This window comes from Streptomyces sp. PKA51, assembly GCF_057552455.1.
On record NZ_BAAJPZ010000001.1, the window covers coordinates 410,980 to 428,722 of the forward strand.

General features: G+C 76.2%; 9 protein-coding genes. 5 read left to right on the forward strand and 4 right to left on the reverse strand.

What is annotated here, in order from left to right:
* Position 1: 1 nt before the first annotated feature.
* A complete protein-coding gene (locus AC27L3_RS01565; RefSeq protein WP_487232128.1) occupies positions 2-2,182 on the reverse strand; it encodes a hypothetical protein in 2,181 nt (726 codons plus the stop codon).
* A gap of 145 nt (positions 2,183-2,327) precedes the next feature.
* Here AC27L3_RS01565 and AC27L3_RS01570 point away from each other — a divergent pair, with 145 nt between their 5' ends.
* Positions 2,328-3,572, forward strand: a complete 1,245-nt coding sequence (locus AC27L3_RS01570) for a cytochrome P450 (RefSeq protein WP_487232129.1) — start codon at positions 2,328-2,330, stop codon at positions 3,570-3,572.
* 120 nt (positions 3,573-3,692) lie between these two features.
* Here AC27L3_RS01570 and AC27L3_RS01575 read toward each other — a convergent pair whose 3' ends face one another.
* Positions 3,693-11,093 carry an SDR family NAD(P)-dependent oxidoreductase gene (locus AC27L3_RS01575; RefSeq protein ID WP_487232130.1) on the reverse strand — a complete coding sequence of 2,467 codons (7,401 nt, stop codon included), beginning with the start codon at positions 11,091-11,093 and terminating at the stop codon, positions 3,693-3,695.
* Positions 11,094-11,238: 145 nt separating this feature from the next.
* Between AC27L3_RS01575 and AC27L3_RS01580 the strand changes: the two genes are divergently transcribed.
* The 4 genes from AC27L3_RS01580 (at position 11,239) to AC27L3_RS01595 (ending at position 14,664) form a co-directional block, all read left to right on the forward strand.
* Positions 11,239-11,817, forward strand: coding sequence for a gamma carbonic anhydrase family protein (locus AC27L3_RS01580; protein ID WP_487232131.1), 579 nt, complete (start codon positions 11,239-11,241; stop codon positions 11,815-11,817).
* On the forward strand, positions 11,814-13,403 hold the full coding sequence (locus tag AC27L3_RS01585) for a DHA2 family efflux MFS transporter permease subunit (RefSeq protein ID WP_487232132.1): 1,590 nt from the start codon (positions 11,814-11,816) through the stop codon (positions 13,401-13,403). The genes AC27L3_RS01580 and AC27L3_RS01585 overlap by 4 nt, the downstream gene beginning before the upstream one ends.
* 68 nt (positions 13,404-13,471) lie before the next feature.
* A complete protein-coding gene (locus AC27L3_RS01590) occupies positions 13,472-13,966 on the forward strand; it encodes a MarR family winged helix-turn-helix transcriptional regulator (protein ID WP_365966325.1) in 495 nt (164 codons plus the stop codon).
* A gap of 89 nt (positions 13,967-14,055) precedes the next feature.
* The gene (locus tag AC27L3_RS01595) at positions 14,056-14,664 is read left to right on the forward strand and encodes a DsbA family protein (RefSeq protein ID WP_487232133.1); all 609 of its coding nucleotides are present in this window, start codon (positions 14,056-14,058) and stop codon (positions 14,662-14,664) included.
* A gap of 154 nt (positions 14,665-14,818) precedes the next feature.
* On the opposite strand, the gene AC27L3_RS01600 is transcribed toward AC27L3_RS01595, so the two are convergent.
* Positions 14,819-15,514 carry a response regulator gene (locus AC27L3_RS01600; protein WP_487232134.1) on the reverse strand — a complete coding sequence of 232 codons (696 nt, stop codon included), beginning with the start codon at positions 15,512-15,514 and terminating at the stop codon, positions 14,819-14,821.
* A complete protein-coding gene (locus AC27L3_RS01605; protein ID WP_487232135.1) occupies positions 15,507-17,570 on the reverse strand; it encodes a GAF domain-containing sensor histidine kinase in 2,064 nt (687 codons plus the stop codon). The genes AC27L3_RS01600 and AC27L3_RS01605 overlap by 8 nt, the downstream gene beginning before the upstream one ends.
* Between the last annotated feature and the right edge of the window lie 173 nt (positions 17,571-17,743).

Below are 17,743 nucleotides of genomic sequence, written 5' to 3' on the forward strand. Positions count from 1 at the left end.
ATCAGCTGAAAACGACGCTCAGCAAGGAGTACTGCTTGACGGTCAGTTCCACGCTCACCGTGTCCGCGGACACCGAGAACGGCACCGGCTGCGTCACCGGCGAGGCCGCGTCCGGCGAGGCGACCGCGGCGGAGACCGGTCGCTTCCCCTCCGGGATGCGCACCGCCACCGTGCACGTCGCCGGCACCGTGCGGAACGTCCCCGGCGCGTCCCCGAAGCCCGTGAAGTTCACCAGCTGCACCACCGTCTCGCCGGTGCCGAGCCGGCCGGCCTCCACGTGGATGCGCCGGTCGCCGGCGGCGAGCGTCACGGCCGGCGGCGCCGCCTCCCGCACCGGGCCCAGCAGCGCGTCCGCGCCGGCCTGGTCGGTGGCGGTCAGGTACTTCAGCCCCACCAGGTCCCGGACGTAGTGGCAGGTGCCCGCCCCGAAGGCGTGCCGCTTGGTGGCCGGGGCGGCGTCCGCCTTGCCGAAACCGAGCACGTCGGCCAGCGCGTACTCGCCGCGTGCCGCGCCGTACTCGTCCAGGGCGGTCGGCGCCGGCCCGGTGACGACCACCGTGCCGCCGCCGGAGACGTAGCCGCGCAGCACGGCGGCCTCGGCGTCCGAGACGGCCTGCAGGTTGGGCAGCAACAGGGCGCGGTAGCCGGCGAGGTCGGCCGCCGTGAGGCCCGGGCTGGTGACGGTGGTGAAGGGGATGTGGCCGTAGACCAGTGCCTTGACCGTGCCGCGGAACTCGCCGAGCCACGCCTGCCGGGTGCAGCTCTCCTCCGTGGCGCCGCCGCTCCACCAGTCGGCGACGCCCGCGGGCGTCTTGGCGTTGACGTACATGCCGGTGCCGGCCGTCGGGGCGACGTAGTCGCGCGAGGCGGAGGAGTGGTAGACGCCGACGGTGGCGGCGGAGACGGTGTTGTACAGCCGCTCCTGCTGGGCGGCGACGAAGGCGTACATGCGGGTGCGCATGGCGACGTCGGTGCTGATGTCCTTGAACGGGCTCTTGACCTCGTACGGGTTGCAGCCGGACGCCAGCAGTTCGGCCATCACGAGCGATGCGTCGTCGGCCTTCCAGCCGTAGGAGAACGCCCAGGCCGGCTTGGTGCCGCTGGCCGCGCGGGCGTACTTGTACATCGAGATCAGGCAGGTCCAGTCGCTGGCGGTGGCGTGCCGCATGCCGTCGCGCAGGCCGAGGACGTCGACCTCCCACACGTGGCTGACGCCGCCGCCCGCGGTGCGCAGATACGCCCCGTCCAGGCCGATGCGGGTGGCGTACTGGTAGTCCATGCTCACCGTCTCCACGAAGGTGAGCAGGTCGGGGTTGACGGAGCGGCCGGCGGCGGCGATGTCCAGCTGCCACTGGTTGAGGTTGCGGTGGCGCCACTCGACGTAGCGGCGGAAGCGCGGGTCCGAGAAGTTGTCGGCGGGCGGCAGGGCGAGCCCGGTGTCGGCCTTGAAGGCGGCGGCGGCCCAGCTGGAGGCGTCGCACCAGGTGAGGGCGCCGTCGAAGTAGATGGGCACGTCGGGCCAGATGGCGTCGACGCCGGTGGCGGCGAGCTGCTTGATGCGGCCGAGGTAGAAGTCGCGCCAGGGGGAGTTGGGGCTGACCCAGCAGCTCTCGTCACCCGGGTCCACCCACACCACGAGGCTGCCGTAGAAGACGTTGGGCTTGCCGTCCAGGGAACGCTGGACCCAGTTCTTGCCGTCGCCGTCCTTGTAGAAGGAACGTCCCTTCTCCCCGCCCAGGCTGATGACCTCCAGCGACGGGTAGTACACGACGACGCGCAGTCCGGCCGCGCGGGCGACCTGGGCGAAGCTCTTGACCTTCGTCATGTGCTCGGCGAACTCGGCGTCGGTCAGCCAGTGCGAGAGGATGGTGTCGAGCTCGATGACGCTCACGTTCTGGCTCTTGAGCCTGTCGACCACCGGCTTCATGTCGCGCACGGGGTCGGCGTCCTCGTCGAAGGTGCCGTCCGCGATGCGCGCGAAGCGGCTCCAGTCGGGGAAGGCCGCCTGCGCCTGCGCGCCCTGGGCGGCCTGTCGGGCCCAGGCGGCCCGTTCGAGCGGCAGCGGGGCGGGCGACGGGGCCGGGCCGCCGGACGGCAGCCGGCCGGCCGCCCACGCGGCGCCCGAGGCGACCAGACCGGCCTTCAGGAGTCTTCTCCGGCTTAACCCACCGGGTATGTCCATGGCTGTCCCCTTCATGGCGGCGTTTTCGTTGACGGTGCCCGGGAATTCTGCGGGGAAGAAGCACGGAAGAAACCCTTCCGGCGTCAGGCGTCAGGCGTCACAGCATTCGCCCCACCATTCGCCCCACCGAACAAAGGGGAACGACGTGACCACCGGACCCGCCACCACCACGGTCACCTCGGTCACCGCCGTCACCCGCGACGTGTGGGACCGGCTCCCCTTCGACGTCCGCGACCCCGCCTTCCACACCGACCCCTACCGCCACTACGAACAGCTGCGCACCGCCGCCGGCGGCGGCCCCGTGCTGCGCCTGGACGAGCAGGTGACGGTGGTGACCGGCCACGCCGCCTGCCTGGCCGTGCTCGGCGACGCCCGCTTCGGCTTCGGCACCCTCGACACCGGCACCCAGTCCTTCCTGATGACCGACCCGCCCGAACACCGGCGGCTGCGCACCCGGGTGGCCGCGCCGTTCGCCGCACGGGCCGTGGAACGACTGCGGCCCGCCGTCGAACACCGCGCCGCCGCCCTGCTGGCCGCCGCCGACCGCGCCGGCGAGGTCGACGTCGTCGCCGACCTCGCCGAACCCCTCGCCCTCGACGTCATCTGCGCGCTGGTCGGCGTGCCGCTGGACGAACGCCGGGAGTGGATCGAGGCCCTGAAGTGGATGACGGCCGGCTTCGACCCGGAGGCGCTGCGCACACCGCAGGACACCGCCCGCATCTCCTGCGCCCGCCTGGACTTCGCCCGCTACCTGCGAGACCTCATCCAACGCCGGCGCGCCGCCCCGGCCGGCGACGTCCTCGGCGCGCTCGTCGCCCCGGGCCCCGACGGCTCGCTGCTGACCGTCGACCAGATCGTCACGGCCGTCGGCCAGCTGGTGGTGGCCGGCTACGAGCCGGCCGTCAACCTCGTCGGCAACGGCCTGCACGCCCTGCTCGCCCACCCCCGCCAACTCGACCGCCTGCGCACCCACCCGCAGGCCGTACCGGGCGCCGTCGAGGAACTCCTGCGCTACGACCCGCCCATCCAGCTCCTCACCCGCGTCGCCCTGCGCGACGCCGCCGTCGCGGACACCCCCGTGCCCGCCGGCACCGTCGTCGGCCTGCTCGTCGGCGCCGCCAACCGCGATCCGGCCGTCTTCACCGACCCGCACCGCCTGGACACCACCCGCACCCCGGCGCACCTCTCCCTCGGCTGGGGCGAGCACTTCTGCCTGGGCGCCCGCCTCGTACGCGTCCAGGCCGCCGCCCTGCTGACCGCCCTGGCCCGCTGCCGCCCGGTGCCCACCGGCGAGCCGGTGCGCCACCGGCCGACCCTGATCAGCCGCGGCCTGGAACGCCTGCCGGTGCTGCTGACGGCCGACCCGGCGGACGAGGACCGGTGGCCGTAGGCCGTGCCCGGGGGGTGTGCAGTGCCCCGTCAGGGGCGCAGCACGGCACTTCGTCTGCGGGCGCGTCGTGGCGTCTCGCGCAGTTCCCCGCGCCCCTGACGGGGCGCAGGCCCCCCGCGGTCAGCCCTGCGACGGCTCCTCAGGGCGCAGGCGCCGTACGCAGCGGGCGGCCAGGCCGGCCACCGTAGGGCTGGCCAGGATCTCCATCGCCGGGACGGCGCAGCCCAGGCGCTGGTGGAGCGTCGTCATCAGTTCGGCGCCCATGAGGGAGTCCAGGCCCAGTTGGTTCAGGGGCCGGTCGGGGGCGATGCGGTCGGGTGTCGTCTGCAGGACGCCGGCCAGGACGCCGATCACGGCCTCCGTCACCGTGGCGAGCGCCTCCTCCGGTGTGGCGCGGGCCAGGGTCTGCGCCAGGTCCCGCGCCGCCCTGCCCGTCGCGTCGTCCTCGCCCTCGGGGCGCACGAGTGCGAACCGCGGTGCGCCGACGGTGCCGATGCCGTGGCGCACCCGGCCCCAGCCGATGCCGGCGACGACGGCGACGTCGTCGCGGCCGCCGGACAGGAGCTCCTCCAGCGCGTCCAGGGCCCGTTCGGCGGGAACGGGGACCAGGCCCACGCGGTCCATGAAGCCGCCCAGCCCGTTGCGGGCCACGTAGCCGGCGTCGGCGAGCGCGCCCCAGGCCACCGCCAGGCCCGGTCGGCCGGCGTGCCGGCGGGCCCGCACGAGGGACTCCAGGCACAGGTTGGCGGCCGCGTAGGTGCTCTGCCGCGGGTTGCCCAGCAGGGCGGAGACCGAGGAGTACACGACGAAGAAGTCCAGCTCCCGGCCGCGGGTGAGCCGGTCCAGCACCCGGGCGCCGGCCGCCTTGGGGGACAGGACGCGCCGCGCGGACTCCTCCGTGACCTCCGCCAGCGGGCCGTCGTCGAGGACCATCGCGGCGTGCACGACGCCGCGCAGGGGATGGGCGGGGGTGTCGACGGAATCCAGCAGGGCCGCCATGGCCCGGCCGTCGGCCGCGTCGACCGCGTGCGCGGAGGCGGCCACGCCCTGCCGGTGCAGTTCCTTCAGCAGGTCCCCCGCCCCGGGCACCTCGGCCCCGCGCCGGCTCACCAGGCACAGCCGGCGCGCGCCGCGCGCGGCGAGCCGGCGGGCGGTGGCCGCGCCGAAGCCGCCCAGGCCCCCGGTGACCACATAGGTGGCCGCCGGATCCAGGCGCAGGGGAGCGGGCGCGGGCGGCAGGACGGGCGGGGTCTCCAGCGAGACGACCACCTTGCCGATGTGCCGGGAGTGCTGCAGGGCCTCGAACGCCTCGGCCGCGCGGTCGGCGGGGTACACGCGGTGGGGCAGCGGCCGGTACACCCCCTCCCGCACGCGCTCGGCGACCTCCGCGAACTCCTCGGCGAACGCCTCGGGCCGCTCGTGCGCGAGCCGGGCCAGGTCGGCGGTGCCGAAGGTGACGTTGCCCAGGAAGGCGCCGAGCGGCAGCCGCCCGTCGGCGTACAGGTCGCGCTTGCCCAGCTCGACGAACCGCCCGCCGGGCGCGAGGGCCTCCAGGCCGCGGGCGACGGCCTCCCCGGCCAGGGAGTTGAGGACGACGTCCACGCCGCGGCCGCCGGTGACGTCCCGCACCTGGTCGGCGAAGCGCAGGGAACGCGAGTCGAAGACGTGGGCGACGCCCAGCAGGCGCAGCAGCTCGCGCTTGGCGGGGGTGCCCGCCGTGGCGAGGACCTCGGCGCCGGCCCACCGGGCGTACTGCACCGCGGCCAGGCCCACCCCGCCCGCCCCGCCGTGCACCAGCACCCGCTCGCCCGGTGCCAGCCGGGCCAGGTGCTGCAGGCTGTGATGGACGGTCAGGAACACCACCGGCAGCGTGGCGGCCGCGCAGAAGCCCATCCCGTCCGGCATCCGGGCGGCGGTGACAGCGGGGACGGCGACGTGGGAGCGCAGCGTGCCGGAGCCGAAGGCCAGGACGCGGTCGCCGGGGGCGAGGTCGGTGACGTCCGGGCCGACGGCGGTGACCACGCCCGCGCACTCCATGCCGGGCCGGTGCGCGCCCGCGCCCGCATCCGGCGGCACGGTGCCCAGGGCCTGCAGGACGTCCCGGTAGTTCAGCGCCGCCGCCCGGACCCGGACCACGACCTGTCCGGGGCCGGGCTCGGGCACGGTGTCCGGGGCCCACACGAGCCGGTGGGCGGGGCCGGTGTCGTGCACCTGCAGCGCGAAGGGCCGCTCCTCGCCGGGCTCCGCACCGGAGGCGGGGTGCGGATCACGGCCCTCGCGCAGCCGGGTGACGAACCGTCCGGCCGGCGTGAGCAGCACCTCGTCCTCCTCGCCCGCCCCGGTGAGCTCGGCGGCGAGGCGGGCGGCGTCCGCCCCCGTGCGGCCGGTGGCGTCCAGCGAGATGCGCCGCACGGGCACGTCCGGGTGCTCGCCCGCCAGGCAGCGGGCCACGCCCCAGGCCGCGGCGGTGCCCGGCGCCAGCGGGCGCTCGGGCGCGGGCAGGACGCCCGTGGGCGGGGTGACCAGCCACAGCGACACGCCCCCGGCGCCCGCCGCGGCGGCCAGCGCCCGCAGCACGGCGGTACGACCCGCGGCCCGTTCCAGCTCGCCCTCGTCGTCACCGGCGTCCCCGCCCAGCAGGAGCAGCACCTGCGTGTCCGGGCTCCCGCTGCCGAAGAGCGCGGACCACTGTCCGGGATCGTCGCTGGGCGCCACGCGCCGGACGCTCGCCCCGGCGGCCGCCAGGAGCCCGGCCACCGCGCCCGCCAGCGCGTCCTGTTCCGGTTCGGCCGCCACCAGCCAGGTGCCGGTGTGGTGCACGGCGGCGGCCGCCCGCGGCCCCGTGCGCTGCGGGCGCCGGGCCAGCAGCAGCGAGACGTCGCTGCGCGCGCCGTCCTCCGCGTCGCCGGTGACGGCCACCTCCTGCCAGCCGGCATCGCCGAGCACCCGCCGCCAGCCGTCGGGCGGCAGCAACGGGCCGCGACGGCGCACCTCGTGGTCCTCGCGCTGCCAGAAGGCCGGCAGCAGCCCGTCGAGCAGGGCCAGCGCCGTGACGTCGTGCGGCTCGGTGGCCAGCAGCAGCCCGCCGTCGTCGAGCAGGGCGGCCACATGCTCCAGGGCGCGGCGCACGTCACGGGCGGTGTGCAGGGCCGCGGGGGCGACGACGACGTCGAAGGAGCCGGGCGCGAAGCCCTGTCCGGCCGGGTCGCGGTCGAGGTCGAGCACGCGGGTGACGAGGACGTCGTGGCCGGCGAAGCGCTTGTGGGCCCGCGGGAGGCAGGCGGCCGAGGCGTCGGCGTACGTGTAGTGGGTACGGTCGCGGGGCAGCACCGGCAGCAGGTGCGCGGTCGTACCGCCGGTGCCGGCCCCGACCTCCAGCACGCGCAGCGGCCGGTCGGCGGGCCAGTCGCGCACGAGGGCGCGCAGCACGGTGCGGGCGGCGCGGCCGGCGAAGCCGCTGGTGCAGCCGTCGGTGCGCAGCTCCTCCAGCAGGTGGCGGTTGGCCTCCGCCGGCAGTACCTCGGCCGGGTCCCGCCGGCCGCGCAGGATCTGCACCAGCTGCCCGGCGCCGGCGCCGGCGAGCGCCAGCTCGACCGCCAGGTGCGGGCAGTCGGCGAGCGCGGCGCGGAACCGTTCCAGTGGCGCGGGTGTGCCCGTGACGCGCCAGCCTTCGCCGCAGGTCTCCGCCAGGTCGTGGTCGTGCGCGGCCCGCAGCAGCGTCTCGACCAGCGGCGCGTAGTCGGCCGGCACGCCCGCCGCCAGCACGTCGGTCACCGTGAAGGGCTCCTGCCGGCGCTCGCCCAGCACGCTCGTCAGGGCCGCCGCCCCGAAGTGGGCGGTCAGGGCCCGCAGCCGGTCCATGCCCTCGCGGCCGGCGTGCTCCCGGTCCCGTACCAGGTCCGCCGCGCAGGCCGCCAGCGCGTCGGCGGGGGACGGCAGCGGGCCGGGCGTGCCCGCCGGGCCCGGCGGGGGCGCGGCCCGGGTGACGGTGGTGTGCAGCCGCACCGGTACGCGCGCCTGTTGCTCGACGCGCCGCATCCGGCAGCCCTCCAGGGCCAGGCAGGTCAGCCCGTTGGGCGCGAGGACGGTGATGTCCAGCAGGGCCTCGCGCGGGGTGACCGTGCGGGCGTGCACGTGCACGTGCCCGACGGCGGGCATGCGCCGCCAGGCCCGTACGCGCTCGACGGACACCGGCAGGAAGGGCGCGCCGCTGTCCGCGGAGGCGTCCTCCAGCAGGGGGGAGGCCGCCTGCAGCGCGCCGTCCAGCAGGGCGGGGTGGGCCTCGTAGCCGGCGAGGTCGCCGCCGCCCGCGTAGTCGGCCAGCACCCGGTCGTCACCCACCCGAAGATCCGTCAGGACCCGGAAGGCCGGGCCGTAGTCCAGGCCCTTGCCGTGGGTGAGGCGGTAGTGCTCCTCGGCGGTGCGCCGGCCGGGCAGGGCCGCGGTGAGGGCGTCGAGGTCGGTCAGCGGCGGCACCGGCGCGTACAGCCGGCGCAGCCGGCCGCGGGCGTGCTGCTGCCAGGCGTCGTCCGTGCCGCCGCGGCTGGCGATGTGGACCACCCCGTCGTCCGGCGCCAGGGCCGTCTGCAGCTCGATCTGCCGGTCCTCGTCGAAGGGCAGCACCAGGCCCGCCGGGATCGCGAGCCGGCCGATCTCGACGGGCCCGTCCAGGACCCGGCGCCCGGCCGCCAGCATCATCTCCAGATAGCCGGTGGCCGGCATGAGCACCGCGCCCCCGACCCGGTGGTCGTCCAGCCAGGGCACGCGCGCCGGTTCGAAGGGGCCGTGCCAGACCGGTTCGGCCGTCGCGGCCCGTTCGCCGAGCAGCGGGTGGTCGACGCGCCCGTCGCCGCAGGTGCGCGACCAGGCGCCGGGGTCGCCGTTCCAGTGCGGCTCGCGCTGCCAGGGGTAGGCCGGCAGGTCCACCACGCGGCCCGGGCGGGGGAAGAAGACGGAGTCGCGGTGCCGGGCACCGCCGGCCAGCAGCCGGGCCACCGCCGAGTCGACCGCCTGCGCGCCCGGCTGCTCCCGCGACAGGGTCGGCACGACCAGCGCCGCCCTCCGGCCGGCCGAGGTCAGCCGGCGCAGGTAGCCGCGCAGCACGGGGTGCGGGCCCACTTCCACGTACAGGTCGCAGCCCAGGTCGGCCAGGTGCCCGACCGCCGCGGCGAACTGCACCGGCCGGCGCAGGTTGCGCCACCAGTAGCCGGCGTCCAGCTCCTCGCCGCCGAGCACGCCGCCGGTCGTCGCCGACGCGTACGGCACCGCGGCGCGCCGCGCCTTGAGGTCCGCGAGGTCGGCGGCCAGCTGCTCCTCCAGACCGTCCATGGCCCGGCTGTGAAAGGCGTACGGCAGACCCAGGTCGTGGAAGTACACCCCCTGCCCGCGGCAGTCCTCGCCCAGGCGGGCCAATGACGGCGCGTCCCCGCCGACCGTCACGTCCTGCGCGGTGTTGACGCCCGCGAGCTCCAGCCGGCCCTCGTACGGTGCCAGCAGGGCCCTGGCCCGCACCGGGTCGGCGCCGAGCGCGGCCATGCCCCAGTCGCCGGCGGTCGTGGCCTGCGCCCGCGACCGGGCGACGACCACCCGGGCCGCCGCCGGCAGGTCCAGCGCGCCGGCCGCCCAGGCCGCGGCCATCTCGCCGGCGCTGTGCCCGGCCACCGCGGCCGGCTCGATGCCCCGGGCCCGCAGCAGCGCCACCAGCCCCACCTGCACCGCGAACAGCAGGGGTTGGGCCACGTCGGTGGTGTCCGGGCGCCGCGCGGCGGCAGGGGCGGCCAGCTCCGCGGACACCGACCAGCCCAGCAGCGGGCGCAGCGCCTCGTCCGCCTCGTCCACCGCCCGCCGGAAGACCGGCTCCTCCTCCAGGAGGCGTGCGCCCATCCCCGGCCACTGCGCGCCGTTGCCGGAGAAGACGAAGGCCACCGTGCCGCTCTCCACCCCCTCGGTCAGCGCGCCCGCCGCCACCTCGCCGTCCGCCACCCGGCGCAGCCGCTCGGCCGCCGTCGCGGCGTCCGGCGCGAGCACCGCGATCCGCTCCTCGTGCCGCCCGCGCCGCCGGCAGGAGGTGTACGCCACGTCGTAGAAGTCGCCCGGGGCACAGCCCTCCAGCCGGTCCGCCATGCGCCGGGCCGCCTGCGCCACCGCCGCGCGCGTGCGCGCCGAGACCACCACCGGCAGCGGCCCGCCCCGGGTGGGCGGCGTGCTCGGCCCGTCCGGCCCCGGCGCGGCCGCCAGGACGACGTGCGCGTTCGCACCGCCGAAGCCGAAGGAGTTGACCCCCGCCACGGCCCGGTCGCCGGACGGCGCCGGGAGCGGGCGGGTCTCGGTGGCCGGCGCCAGGCGCCAGGCGGCGAAGTCGATGGCCGGGTTCAGCGGCAGCGCACCGGGATTGGCCGGCACCCGGCCGTGCCGCAGCACGAGCACCGCCTTGAGCAGCCCCGCCATGCCGGAGGCCGGCTCCAGGTGCCCCAGGTGGGCCTTGACCGACCCCACCGGCAGGGGCCGGTCCGCGGCCCGCCGGGCGGTCAGCGCCCGGCCGACCGCACGGCACTCCACCGGGTCGCCCACCGGCGTGCCCGTACCGTGCATCTCCAGGTACACCAGCTCCTGCGGGTCCACCCCGGCCGCCTCGTACACCTCCCGCAGCAGGCTCTCCTGCGCCTGCGCGCTCGGCTGGGCCAGGCCCGGGGTCCGCCCGTCGGCGTTGACACCGCTGCCCAGGACGACGGCCAGCACCCGGTCGCCGTCGCGCACCGCCGCGCCCAGCGGCTTGAGCACCACCAGCCCGCCGCCCTCGGCGCGCACATAGCCGTCCGCCTCCGCGGAGAAGGGCCGGCAGCGCCCGGTCGGGGAGAGCATCGACGCCTTTGCGAAACCGACGAACTCGAAGGGGCTGAGCAGCACGTTGACGCCCCCGGCCAGCGCCAGCGCGCTGCGGCCGCAGCGCAGCGCCTCGCAGGCGTGGTGCAGGGCCACCAGGGACGAGGAGCAGGCCGTGTCCACGGCCAGGCTCGGCCCGCGCAGGTCGAGGAAGTGCGAGACGCGGTTGGCGATGTTGCACACCGCGCCGCCGGTCATCGTGTACGCGTCGGCCGACCGCGGTGCCAGGCCCTGCAGGAAGGCGAAGGACTGGCTGGAGGCACCGACGTACACCGCGGTGTCCGAGCCGGCCAGCGAGGCGGCCGGGATCCCCGCGTCGTCCAGGCCCTCCACGGCCAGCTCCAGCAGCAGCCGCTGCTGAGGGTCCATGTGCCGGGCCTCGCGCGGCGAGAGCGCGAAGAAGTCGCAGTCGACACCGCGCACGTCAGCCAGGAAGCCGCCGATGGCGGTGTAGGTCTTGCCGGAACGTCCCGGGTCGGGGTCCACCCACCGCTCGGCGTCGAACCGGTCGGCGGGCACCGGCCCGATCGGGCAGCGGCCCTCCGACAGCAGCGACCACAGCTCGGCGGGGGTGGTCACGCCGCCGGGCAGCCTGCACGCGGCGCCGACGACGGCGATGGCATCGGAGGAGGGTGGCATGGGAACAACTCCTCGAATTCGCGACGGCAACGACCGCACTGCGCTCTTAGCTGTCGATGCCCAGCCCGCGGTCAAAGATCTCACGCTCCATCCATGTGGGGGACGGACGCGTGTCGCCGCCGGCCGTCCGGGGAACCGCGCCACCATGACCACCGTCGCCGGACACGGTCCCCCCGCCCCCGCGCCGCCGGGCGTCCTGACCGTCCCCGTCCTGGGACGCGCACCCGTCCTCGACCCGGCGGCCCACGTCGCCCCCACCGCCGTCCTGGTGGGGCCGGTGCACCTCGCCGCCGACGCCAGCGTCTGGTACCACACCGTGCTCCGCGCCGACGGCGACGAGATCACCGTCGGCACCGGCAGCAACCTCCAGGACGGCGTCGTCGTCCACACCGACCCCGGCTTCCCCGTCCGCATCGGCGCCCGCTGCTCGATCGGGCACAACGCCGTCCTGCACGGCTGCGACCTCGGCGACGACGTCCTGGTCGGCATGGGCGCGATCGTCCTCAACGGCGCCCGCATCGGCGCGCGCAGCATCGTCGCCGCCGGCACCGTCGTCCCCCAGGACCGGAGCGTGCCCGCCGGCTCCCTGGTCGCCGGGCCGCACGCCCAGCTGGTGCGCGCCCTGACCGCCGACGACGAGGCCCTCGTCGAGGCCCACGCCCGCAACTACCGGGCCCTCGTACGGCTGTACCGGCCCGCCACCCCCGCCGCGGGCCCGCCGTGAGCGGCGCCCACGCCCGCCCCAGTGGGACCTCGCGCCCGGAGACCGCCCCGGCCGCACACCACCACGCCCGGCCCCGGCGGCGACTCGCGCTGGCGGTCGTCGCCGGCGCGGTGTTCATGGCCATGCTCGACAACCTCGCCCTCAACAACGCCCTGCCGCACATCGGCGCCGAAATGGGCCTGGGCATCAGCGGCCTGCAATGGGTCGTCGCCGGCTACACCCTGGTCTTCGCCGCCTTCCTGCTCTCCGGCAGCGTCCTGGGCGACCGGTTCGGGCAGCGCAGGATCTTCCTCGCCGGCGTGCTCGCCTTCTGCGCCGGCTCCGCCGCCGGCGCCCTCGCCCCCGGCTGGATCTGGCTGCTGGCCGGGCGCCTGGTGCAGGGTGCCGGAGCGGCCGCGCTCATGCCCGCCGGCATGGGCCTGCTGCGGCACGCCTTCCCCGACGGGGCCCGGCGCACCCGCGCCATGGGCGTGCGCGGCGGCGCCGGCGGCCTCGGCGTCGCCCTGGGGCCCACGATCGGCGGGCCCCTCGTCGACGCCCTCGGCTGGCGCAGCGTCCTGTGGATCAACCTCCCCGTGGGCGCCGCGATGGTGCTGCTCGGCCTGCGCGCGCTGCCGCGGGTGCCTCCCGCCCCGGCGCGCTGGGACCCGGCCGGCCAGCTGCTGGCCGTCGTGGGCCTGGGCGCCCTGGTGTACGGCCTGGTGCAGGCGCCGGTGGACGGCTGGACGGCACCGGGCGTCCTGGCCACGCTGACCACGGCCGCCGTGGCCCTGCCCGCCTTCGTCGCGGCCGAGTGGTACGCGGCCGCCCCCATGCTCGATGTACGGCTGCTGCGCGACCGCGGCACCGCCGCCGCCTGCCTGGCCCTGTTCGCCGCGAGCCTGGGCCTCTTCGGCGGGGTCTTCTTCCTCACCCTGTACCTGCAGGACGTCCTGGGCTGGTCCGCCGCCGGTGCCGGAGCGGTCTTCCTCACGGCCTCCGGCGTCATCGTCCCCGCCGCCCCGGCCGCCGGGCTGCTGTGCGCCCGGCGCGGGGCCCGGCTGCCGCTGCTGTGCGGGCCGGGCCTGTGCGCCGTCGCCCTCGCCGGCCTCTCCCGCTACGGCCGCGGCGCCGCGTACGCCGGGTACGGCTGGCTGCTGCCGGTGCTCGGCGCCGGCGTCGGGCTGACCTTCGTCACCGCCGTCATCGCCGCCGTGCAGCGCGCCCCCGCCGAGCGGACCGCCATGACCTCCGCCCTGATGGACACCCTGCGCGAACTCGGCGGCGTGGTCGGCGTGGCCGTCCTCGGCGCCGTCCTGGCCGGCCGCATGCGCTCCGCCCTCGTGACGTACGCCACCGCCGAGGGCGTACCGCGGCCGGCCGCCCGCGACCTGGCCGCCTCGGTGCTGCGGCACGGCCCGGCCGCGAGCCTCGGGCAGGCCGCCGCGGCCCCGGGCACGGCCCGGCAGGCCCCGGTGTGGGCCGAGCGGGCCTTCGTCGACGGCCTGGGTCCCGCACTGCTGTGCGGGGCCGGCTGCATTGCCGCCGCGGCCCTGGTGGTGGCCCTGCTGCTGTGCCGTGACAGGGTGCCGCTGCCCGGCGGCTGACGGCGCGTAGGCTCCTGGCGGGGCGCGCAGGGCGCCGTCCGGGTGCGGTGAGAGGGGCGAGTGGCCACGTGGCGCGGGAGAAGGAGATCGCGACGGCCGAGCAGGCGGCCAACGACGGCCTCGTGCTGGCGTTCGGACGCCTGCAGGGGGCCGCGAACCGGCTCGAGTACATCCTGGGCCGGGCGATCGAGGAGGAGTGCGGCATCAGCCACCTGATGTTCGAGGTGCTGCTGATCCTCGGCCGGGCGGGCGAGGCGGGACTGCCCATGCGGGCCATCGCCCAGGAGCGGGTGCTCAGCACCGGCGGGGTCACCCGGCTCGTCGACAGGATGGAGGCTGCCGGCCTGGTACGGCGGGCCGCGGACCCAGGCGACCGGCGCGGCCGCCTGGTGCGGCTGACCCCGCAGGGGGAGGAGACGGTGGTGCGGGCCGCGCGCGTCCACCGCGAGAACATCCGCCGCCACTTCCTCGAACCGCTGCCCCAGGAGCACCGCGACCGCTTCGCGGAGGACCTCAGGACCCTCAGCCACGCGGCGCGGGACGCCCTGCCGAAGCTGCGCTGACGCCGCCGGGAATATCTGAGGGAACAGATACTGTTGTCTCAGCTGAATGCCCGCGTCCGGCGGGCTCGTCCCCCGGAGGCAGGTCCCCCATGAAGCTCGTCTACGTCTTCGACGCCTACTGCGGCTGGTCCCACGGCTTCTCGCCGACCCTGACCGAGATCACCCGCCGCCACCCCGACCTGCCGGTCGAGGTCGTCTCCGGCGGCCTGTTCACCGGCGCCCGGCGGGTGCCGATCCGCGAGTTCGGCTACGTCCAGGGCGCCAACGCCAAGATCGCCGAGCTCACGGGCGCGGAATTCGGCCCCGCGTACGAGCGGCTGATCGCCGACGGCTCCTTCGTCATGGACTCCGAGGCCGCCGCCCGCGGCATGTCCGCCCTGCGCGCGGCCGCGCCCGACCGCGCGGCGGAACTGGCCGTGGCCCTGCAGCGGGCGTTCTACGTGGACGGGCTGAGCCTGTCGCACGCGGCGACGTACCGTGCGGTGGCCGAGGAGGCCGGCCTGCCGGCCGAGGCGGTGGCGGCCGCGTTCACCGGCCCGGACGCGGCGGCCGGGGCGCGCGCCGACTTCCGCCGCGCGGCGCAGTACGGGGTGCAGGGCTTCCCGACGCTGCTGGCGGTCGACGGCGACCGGGTGACGGTCCTGGCCGTGGGCCACGCGACGGCTCCCGCCGTGGAGCGGGCGCTGAGTGCGGCGTAGGGGCCCTGCGGGCGGCTGAACCCACGGCGCCCCGTAGGGGCGCGGGGAACTGCGCGACAAGCCACGACGCGCCCGCAGACGGGGTGCCGTGTCGCGCCCACGCGGCGGCAGCCGCAGATCGACACCGCCCCGCGCCCCTACGGGGCGCTTCGGCTCAGCCCGCCGCAGGCGCTTCGCGCGGCGCGTGCCGCAAGTAGGCCAGGACCGCGCTCACGCGCCGGTGGAGCTGCGGCTCCTCCGCCAGGCCCAGCTTGGCGAAAGTCGAATTGACGTGCTTTTCGATCGTCGACTCCGACAGCACCAGCTCCTGCGCGATGGCCCGGTTCGTCTTGCCCTCCGCCATGTGGCGCAGCACGTCCAGTTCCCGCCGGGTCAGCCCGGCCAGGGGCGCGTCCGCGGCGCGGGTGTGGCTGCCCATGAGGACCTCGACGATGCGCGGGTCGACGACCGAGCGGCCGGCGGCGACCTCGCGCAGGGCGCGCAGCAGCTCGTCGAGTTCGCCGATGCGTTCCTTGAGGAGGTAGGCGAGGCCGTCGGTGCCGCGCCGGAAGAGGTCGAAGGCGTAGTTCTCGTCGGCGTGCTGGGACAGTACGACGACGCCGATGCCGGGGTGGGCGGCGCGGATGGCGTGGGCGGCGGCGATGCCTTCGGTGTGGTGGCCCGGTGGCATGCGGATGTCGGCGATGACGGCGTCGGGGCGCAGGCGTGCGACGGCCGAAAGGAGGGCGGCGGCGTCGCCGACGGCGGCGACGACGCGGATGCCGCCGGTGTCCTCCAGCAGCCGGCGGGTGCCTTCGCGCACCAGGTAGTGGTCCTCGGCGATGATCACGCGCAGGGGTGGTTCAGTCATGGCACTCCTCCCGCACCCGTTCGGCGAGCCGGGAGCGGATCGTGGTGCCGCCGCCGGCCCGGCTGGTGATCCACAGATCGCCGCCGACGGCCTCGATCCGGTCGCGCATGCCGGTCAGACCGCTGCCGTGGGGGGTGTCGGTGGCGAAGCCGACTCCGTCGTCGCTCACTTCGAGCATCAGCCAGCCCTCCGAGCGGGTCATGCGGATGGTCACGTGGGTGGCCCCGGCGTGTTTGAGGACGTTCGTCAGTGCCTCGGAGACGAGGTAGAAGGCGGACACCTCGATGTCGAGGGCGAAGCGCACCCGCTCCAGGGCGTCCTCGGCGTGCACGGTGACGGGGATGGGCATGCGCCGGGCGCGCGAGGTGACGGCGGCGACGAGGCCCTGGTCGGTCAAAACGGGCGGGTGGATGCCGTGGGCGACCTCGCGCAGGTCGTGGATGACCCGGCAGGCGTCGTCCTGGACCTCGGTGAGCACCGCGTCGGCGTCGCCCCCGCGGCCGAGGCGGTTGCGGGCGAGGCGGAGCTTGGCGACGAGGGCGACGAGGTCCTGCTGGATGCCGTCGTGGAGCCGGCGTTCGATGCGCCGGCGTTCGCTGTCCTGGGCGCTGACGATGCGGGCCCGGGAGGCGTCGAGCTCGCCGGCCTGGCGCTGGACCTCGCGCACCCGGGCGGACAGTTCGGCGGCGAGGCGTACGTTGTGCACGGCGAGCGCGGCCTGGCGGGCGAGGGTTTCGACGACGTCGTGGTCCTCGGGGGTGAACCGGCCCTCGTTCTTGGGCCCGTACTCGATGACCCCCAGGACGTCGTCGCCGTACCGCAGGGGGTACCCGCCGCCGTGCGGGCCGGGGGCGGCCTGCGGCTCGCCGGCCGTGCCCAGGTGCACCGGCAGGTGTCCGCCGCCCAGCCGGACCCGGGCCCAGTGCAGGCCGAGGCCCTGCTGCAGGCCGGCGGCGAGCTGGGGGGCCAGCCGGCTGAGGTCGTAGGCGTGCTCCAGGGCGCTGCCGAACTGCACGAGGAGTGCGAAGCTGCTGAGCCTCTCGCCGTAGACGCGGCGTTCGGCGAGCCGGTTGAGCCGGGCCCGTACCGGCTGGAAGAGGGCGGTGGCGGTGACGGCGACGAGGACGGACAGCCCGATCGGGCAGTACTGCCCGGCCGTCAGGCCCAGGGTCATCGCGGTGCCCAGGTACCAGGCGCTGATGATCAGCCAGAGGGTGCCGTAGACGACCGAGCGGCGCGGCACCGCCGCCCGGCCGATGTCGACGCCCAGCAGCCGGTGGCGCAGGGCGGCGTAGACGACGGACAGCGAGACCAGCACGTACGGCAGCGCGCCCAGCACCGAGCCGATCAGGTACGGCACGCCCGACTCGTCGTGCCAGGAGCGGAAGAGCCGGCAGGCGGCGCGCGCCAGGAAGAGGACGGCGGCGCCGGCCGCGACGGGCAGCAGGACGGCGACCTCGCGCCGCCCGGCGCGGCGGGCCCGCAGAGCGCGCACGACCAGCAGGGTGGCGCCGATCCCGGGCAGCCACGCCTCGGGGTAGTAGAACACCACGCGCTCCACGATCCGCGCGGGCACACCCGCCGCCGGCAGGACGACGGGCAGCACCAGCAGGGCCCACAGGGAACGCAGCACGGCCCGCTCGCCGAGGAAGCGGAAGCGGCCGTCGGGCAGCAGCGCCAGCAGGTGGACGACCAGGATGCCGGAGGCGAGGATGTCCCACTGGACGGGCAGGACGACCAGGGCCGTCCGCAGCGGCGGCAGGCCGTGCTCGGGGACGGTGAGGTCCCAGCCGTGGCGGGTCGTCAGCAGCGCCGCCGCGTAGTGGACGGCGGTGCCGGCCGTCAGCGCCGTGCCGGTCAGCAGCAACCGGCCGGCGACGGGATGCGCGGGGGCGTGCCACCAGGCGAACACCCCGGCGCAGTAGCAGGGCAGGACGGCGCCGAGGATCCACGGCAGGGCGACGGTGTCGGCCGGGGCGTGCGCGGGCAGCAGGAACACCCCTGCAGCCGCTGCCCACAGCAGGCACAGCCCACCGCAGCACGCGGCGATTCCCATGGCCCGGCCACTGCCCCGCACACGCAAAGGTATAGCGGAAAACCCCCAGAGGGATCGGAGGAATCCGGGGTACTCGCCCCCGGACGGTCGCGGCAGACTCATGAACGTCTGCCCCGAGACCGGCGCGGACGCCCGACAAGACGATCGTGCGATCCGCGTGAAAACCCGTCCAA

Excerpts from the sequence above, each read along its gene's own strand:
- AC27L3_RS01565 (WP_487232128.1), bottom strand. The coding sequence starts at position 2,182 with ATGGACATACCCGGTGGGTTAAGCCGGAGAAGACTCCTGAAGGCCGGT.
- AC27L3_RS01580 (WP_487232131.1), top strand. The coding sequence starts at position 11,239 with ATGACCACCGTCGCCGGACACGGTCCCCCCGCCCCCGCGCCGCCGGGC.
- AC27L3_RS01575 (WP_487232130.1), bottom strand. The coding sequence starts at position 11,093 with ATGCCACCCTCCTCCGATGCCATCGCCGTCGTCGGCGCCGCGTGCAGG.
- AC27L3_RS01605 (WP_487232135.1), bottom strand. The coding sequence starts at position 17,570 with ATGGGAATCGCCGCGTGCTGCGGTGGGCTGTGCCTGCTGTGGGCAGCG.
- AC27L3_RS01600 (WP_487232134.1), bottom strand. The coding sequence starts at position 15,514 with ATGACTGAACCACCCCTGCGCGTGATCATCGCCGAGGACCACTACCTG.
- AC27L3_RS01595 (WP_487232133.1), top strand. The coding sequence starts at position 14,056 with ATGAAGCTCGTCTACGTCTTCGACGCCTACTGCGGCTGGTCCCACGGC.